This window comes from Vibrio sp. 10N.222.54.A3 (genome assembly GCF_041474095.1).
Lineage (GTDB): Bacteria > Pseudomonadota > Gammaproteobacteria > Enterobacterales > Vibrionaceae > Vibrio > Vibrio crassostreae_C.
This window is the reverse complement of the sequence record NZ_JBFRTN010000195.1, coordinates 1-3,851: the sequence shown is the minus strand read 5'-3', so window position 1 is coordinate 3,851 and position 3,851 is coordinate 1. Positions and strand designations below refer to the sequence as shown.

The 3,851-nt window shown below is 42.3% G+C and carries 3 protein-coding genes; all 3 read left to right on the top strand.

The window, feature by feature from the left end:
* Positions 1–180: 180 nt before the first annotated feature.
* The 3 genes from AB4507_RS22985 (at position 181) to AB4507_RS22975 (ending at position 3,756) form a co-directional block, all read left to right on the top strand.
* Positions 181–792: a toxin-antitoxin system YwqK family antitoxin gene (locus AB4507_RS22985; RefSeq protein WP_017061462.1), complete on the top strand. Its 612-nt coding sequence runs from the start codon at positions 181–183 to the stop codon at positions 790–792.
* Between the two features lie 953 nt (positions 793–1,745).
* A complete protein-coding gene (locus AB4507_RS22980; RefSeq protein WP_102450741.1) occupies positions 1,746–3,005 on the top strand; it encodes an alginate lyase family protein in 1,260 nt (419 codons plus the stop codon).
* A 76-nt stretch (positions 3,006–3,081) separates the two neighbouring features.
* Positions 3,082–3,756, top strand: coding sequence for an oligogalacturonate-specific porin KdgM family protein (locus tag AB4507_RS22975; protein ID WP_017061464.1), 675 nt, complete (start codon positions 3,082–3,084; stop codon positions 3,754–3,756).
* The last annotated feature ends 95 nt before the right edge of the window (positions 3,757–3,851 follow it).

Genomic DNA, 3,851 nt, shown 5'->3' with positions numbered 1-3,851 from the left:
ATTAAACCAATATATTTGTAGTACAAATAAGATCGATAATTTGCTTTTAAAAGTTCCCTATATTAGGCAGCCAATAATGAAAACTTGAAAACCACTATTAGATACTGACAGGGATACACGGAAGTGAAATGCTTTTAACACACCCGTTACACTTTCCCCGTCCAATAAAAAGGTGTCATTATGAAGAAATACGTTCCAATCTTAATTGCTCTTAGTACGGTATCTTCTATGAGCTATGCAGCAACACCGCGTGAAGATGCTGTTGACTACTTACAGATGCGTAAAGGCGTGGCTTACCAAGTAAACCATTCAAAACCTTTCACTGGTCAATTTGAAGAGAAGTTCGATAACGGCCAAGTCGCGACCCAAGCTCAGTTTGCCGATGGCTTAGAACTTGGGCTAGAAACTAACTGGTATCCGAATGGCCAAGTCGCTTCTAAAGTGAATTACGTAAAAGGTGAACTGCAAGGCAAAGCTGAAACCTGGTATCCAAACGGACAGAAAAAAGCAGAACTCAATTATAAAGACAATGAACTATCAGGCACCGCCTCTCGCTGGTATCCCAATGGGGAACAAAGCTTGACAGCTGAATACAGCGACGGACAAAAAGATGGATTGGTAACGGACTACTACCCGAACGGTAATAAGGCCAGCCAAGCGAAGTTTGATGAAGGTGAAGTCGCGAACGGAAAACTTACTCGCTGGAATACTAACGGTGACAAAGTTGAAGAACTGACCTTTAAAGATCACAAAGTCACCTCTAAACAGGTGTGGATGCCTACAGAAAGCTAAGCCTCAAGAACAGCTCTCACGGAGCTCTTTGATATAACTAAACGCCTGCTGTTAAAGTTTGCAGCTACACGTCTGCAACTAAGAGACAAGAGAAGAGAAGAGAAGAGAAGGGAAACGAACATTCATGTGATTAAGCGTGAATGTTCGTGGCTTTGATGCTGTAACAGACTCACTTGAACGCGCTGTCATCAACCTAAAAGCTTAGCTCTTAAGCCGGGCTTACACGTTTTTGCTTATCAAACTATTCTCTACTCAAATTTCAGATAAAAAAACGCTCATGTTGCCTGTATCAACATGAGCGCAAGGGTAGATCTTCGACTACCGTCTCCTACCTTTCTAAACGAAAGCAGAAGTTATAATTAGAATAGTTGGGAGCAATAATCAAAATGCTTTCGCAAGCACTTCAACAATTTCTTCTTTGTCGCTAATAAGAACAGCGGGTAACCATTCGAACCCTGTTCATTCCTATCAAGTTCATACTTATATAGCAGGCTATGTCACTACCTTGCCTACTACATTTCAAACCTTCTCTGATTGAGCTTTAAATCACCTCAAGTAAATGCCTCATGCTCTTAAAGCGGTTGGATTTAATCCATTTCGCTTCAAGACCACTCTTACTTATTCGGCTTCACACCGTCAGTTCATGCAATCAACACAGCAAAGTTATGTGTTTCTACAGAAAGTTATTAAATAATAATGTATTACAAATAAAAATAACATCTAAAGATTCAATTTTTTGCTGTAGCGCACATTTATTGATGAACAAAACTCTTAAAAACCATGATCAACAGACAAACAAAACACTAAAAATCATAAACTTACCAATACAAACTGACTTTGTAACCCTTTGTAAATAGTGGTTTGTCCTCACAACACGATCCAATTCACAGATCATGCGCCTTCAAATCGTTAGCATATTTGTATTATCTTAGCTCAAAATAAAAGGCGTAAATATGAAAGCCCCTCGACTCCTACATCTTGCTGCTTGTATTGGTGCTATCACCTTTGGTTCTCAGGCTATAGCCGCTGAATTCGTTTTCTTAGACGAAGCAACATTAGAAGCGAACCGTACTCTTCTTCAATCAGACAATGCTTCTGAATCAATGAAAGACGCGTACACAAAGCTTATTGAAGAAGCCGACCTAGCAATGAACGATGGTCCTTTTAGCGTTGCTGATAAAGGAATGGTTCCGCCAAGTGGCAGCAAGAACGATTACATGAGCATTAGCCCATACTGGTGGCCTGATGAATCAAAAGAAGATGGGCTTCCATGGATTCGCCATGACGGAAAAACAAACCCAGCATCAAAAACTGACGAAACTGACTCAAAACGTATTGGCCACTTCACCCGTTCTGTTCGTGCATTAGCGGTCGCCTACTATTTTAGCCAAGACGAAAAATATGCTCAGCAAGGTATCGAATACATAAGAACTTGGTTCTTCAACGAAGACACCAAGATGAACCCGAACGTGAACTACGGACAAGGTGTTCCTGGTGTAGCAGAAGGTCGCCGCGGTGGAATCATCGATACAAGAACGCTGACTGATCGCATGTTAGATTCAATCGCTATTTTGTCTCAATCACCTACCTGGTCAGAGTCTGACGAAACACAAATCACCCAATGGTACAGCGAATACTTGGATTGGTTGATCATCGATGATTTATCTGGCGGTCCTAAAGGCGAAGCTTACGCAGAAAACAACCACGGTACTTGGTACGACTATCAAGTTGCAGGTGTTTCTTACTTTATTGGTAACGAAACGCTTGCTAAGCAAATGGTTCAAAAAGGCAAGATGCGTATCGACACTCAATTCGAAAAAGACGGCTCTCAGCCTCATGAAATCGAGCGCACGCGTGCTTACCACTACCACTATTTCAGCCTAGATCCATTGATCGGTATGGCTCAGATCGGTGACAAGGTCGGTATCGATCTTTGGAACTACACCAATAAGAAAGGCGGTTCTTTAGACACAGGTATTCAGCTAATGGCTGATTACAACGACCTATCGAAAGAGTGGCCATACACACAGAAAGACGAACGTCGTCGCGTTGAACGTATGACTCCGCTTTACCTGAAAGCTGGCGTAGCTATGGAAAACCCTGAATGGGTAAAACTAGCAACAGAGACCGATTTCAGCGAATTCACAGTCAAGAAGCAGCTAGCTGAAGTGTGGGCTCAACGAGACGTAGAACTACTTTACCCAAAACTATAATCCCAAATACAACAAAGGGCTCAACGTTGGTCCTTTAGTAACCCCTTTTTATTTAGATACAGTGGAAACAATAACAATGATAAAAACGAATAAAGTAACACTTGCAGTATTAGCGACTCTTTTCGCAGGCAGCGTGTCTGCCGCATCACTCGACGCGCGCCAAGAGTACAAACATGGCTCAGAAGACTGGGCAAGTCGTATCAAGATGAGCGGTTCTGTCGATAACCACTTCTTCGGCGCTGAAATAAAGCAAAAAGGTAAGCCTTTCTCTGAATGGGAAGCGGCAGACAACGAGTTCGAATACGGTTACAAATTCAAGCTTAACGAGCACTGGTTAATTCAACCAAGTATGCCAGTAACGTTTGGTTCTGATAGCGTAACCTACAAACCGCAAGTACGTGTTCAATACTCTTTCGAATCAGGCCTAAAGGCGAAACTTCGCTACCGTCACGAGTTCCGTGACTACACATCTGACTCTTCAAACGAGAATAAGAACCGCAGTAAAGTTACAGGTAACATCGATTACAACTGGAATGCATGGCAGTTCGGCTTTGAAGCTAACTACGCAGAAGACTTCATTGACAATGAGTGGACTGGCGGCGGTGGTGCTGACAACGAGTGGGATTACAACTTTAAAGTGGGCTACAAAGAGGCTGACTGGAGCTGGCGTCCATACGTTGAGTTAGGTAACGTTCAAGACAGCCGTGACCGTCAATTACGTAGCCGTGTAGGTATTACTTACAGCTTCTAATCGATAGCTACATGAATAATCTAAGATAATTACTGTCCTAATTTTCTAAGACCTAAACAAAAGCCAGCTTAATCGCCTGTCTCTTGATCACAAGT

Bases quoted from the DNA above. Each gene is read 5' to 3' on its own strand.
- AB4507_RS22985 (WP_017061462.1), top strand. From the start codon at position 181: ATGAAGAAATACGTTCCAATCTTAATTGCTCTTAGTACGGTATCTTCT.
- AB4507_RS22980 (WP_102450741.1), top strand. From the start codon at position 1,746: ATGAAAGCCCCTCGACTCCTACATCTTGCTGCTTGTATTGGTGCTATC.
- AB4507_RS22975 (WP_017061464.1), top strand. From the start codon at position 3,082: ATGATAAAAACGAATAAAGTAACACTTGCAGTATTAGCGACTCTTTTC.